General features: G+C 70.6%; 2 protein-coding genes. Both read right to left on the bottom strand.

Annotated elements, in window-relative coordinates:
• Positions 1–383 (bottom strand): acyl carrier protein (locus tag AC08OX_RS16010; RefSeq protein ID WP_476608556.1); only part of this gene is annotated, 383 nt, incomplete at its 3' end.
• 103 nt (positions 384–486) lie between these two features.
• Positions 487–1,835, bottom strand: a 1,349-nt coding sequence (locus tag AC08OX_RS16005) for a PfaD family polyunsaturated fatty acid/polyketide biosynthesis protein (RefSeq protein ID WP_476608555.1), incomplete at its 5' end; no start/stop codon positions are given.

Here is a 1,835-nt window from a genome sequence, read left to right as displayed (position 1 = left end):
CAGCCCACGGTGTCGTCACCGGACTCGGGCTGCTTGCCGAAGAAGTACGCCTGCTGAAGGTCGGTCAGCGGGAGGGTCTCGGCGGAACCGGCGTCGCTCGCTGCGGCGGGCTCCGCCGCCGACAGGCGGGATGTCGGAGCCGTCGGCCCGACAAGCTCGGCGATCTCGGCGGCAGTCGCGCACTGCCGGAGCCGCTCGACCGGGACGTCGACCCCCAGCCGGGACTGCAGGCCGAACCACAGGCGGGTGACCGCGAGCGAATCGAGTCCGAGTCCGCGCAGCGGCTGATCGGCCGTCACCGCCGAGGCATCGCGGGGAAGCAGTTCGGCCAGCGCCTCGAGCACCTGACGTGTGACGTCATCCAAAGAGAAATCGCCCGCCACCGAAAAGCCACCTCCCCGGTCTCGGCCGCCAGTATGTTCGGTCCTGATTTGAGGTGTATGCACAATTTTGAAAAGATCTGCTGCACCTTGTGCTAAATTCGGCTCAGTCGGCCGACCAGCGTGCTCCCGCCTCGGCGAGACGGTCGGCGGCGGTGGTCATCAGCCGTTCCGCCACGGCGTCCACGTGGCGCGCGCGCCAGTCGGCCAGGTCCGTGCCGGCGGCGAAGCGGTTGAACGCGCCGAGCGCCGGGCCGCAGTGGATCTGGAAGTTGACCTTCTCCTCCGCCACGCCTTCCAGCGCGGCACGTGTGGTTTGCGCGAAGTACCACTTGAAGACATGCGCCATCCGGACCTTGGGGTTGGCCTCGACACGCTCCAGCGCGCCGCCGCCCTTCGCGGCCAGGTGTGGGCGGGCCTGCGCCCACACCTCGTCGAGACTGCACCGGAAGCAGCGTTGTTCGAGCGAGCGGCGGGTGTCCTCGTCGATGTCCGCGAGGCTGTTGTACTGGCGCCACAGCTGATAGAGCTTGTTGGCGCGCGCCGCGAAAAGCGTGCCCTTGCGCAGCACCTGGACTCGCGCGCCCATCTCGAACATGTCGCCTGCCGGCGCGTACGCGGTGTCCTGGACGTCGGCGTCGGCGAGCATGTCCTTGGCCAGATCCGAGGTACCGGCCTCGACGGTGCGCTGGTTCACGGAGCCGGTGAGCACGAAGTCCGCGCCGAGCGTGAACGAGGCCGCGATGGACTCGGGGGTGCCGATCCCGCCCGCCGCCCCGACGCGGATTCGTTTGGCGTAGCCGCGCTCGGCCTGCACCTCGTCCCGCAGCGACATCATGGCCGGGACGAGGGCGTACGGATTCCCCGCGTCGGTGTGGCCGCCCGAGTCGGCCTCCACGCAGATGTCGCAAGAGACCGGCAGCTGTGCCGCGATCTCGGCCTCCTCGCGGGTGAGCCGCCCGCTCGCGACGAGGTGGTTGAGCATCTCCGCGGACGGCGGGGCCATGAACGCGGCCGCGACCTCGGGCCGGGAGACCTTCGCCAGCACGTGGCGCACGGCCGTCGGGGTGCCGTCGGCGGTGCGCCGCGCGCCGCGGAACCGGAAGGCGACGATCGCCGGGCTGATGCCGGTAAAGCCCGCCGCCTCGATGTGGTGGACGCGCACGTCGAGCAGTACACGCACCAGTTCGTCCTCCAGCGCGGGGGCGTAGGGCGTCGAGATGAGGTTCACGCCGAAGGGGGTGTTCGGCCCGAGTTCCCCGCGGATCCGGGCGACGGACTTCGCGGCCTCGTCGGCTCCGGTGCCGCCGGTGCCGAGGAAGCCCATCAGCCCCGCGGATGCGAGCCGGGTCACAAGGCTCTCGGATGCGATCCCGCGGTACATGGCGCCGGCGAGGTAGGCGTAGCGCAGCCGGTAGTCGCGGCGGAATTCGGCCGAGCCGAGCGCGGCGGGGC

This window comes from Frankia sp. CoBUL1, assembly GCF_978021245.1.
This window is presented reverse-complemented; position numbering and strand designations above follow the sequence as displayed.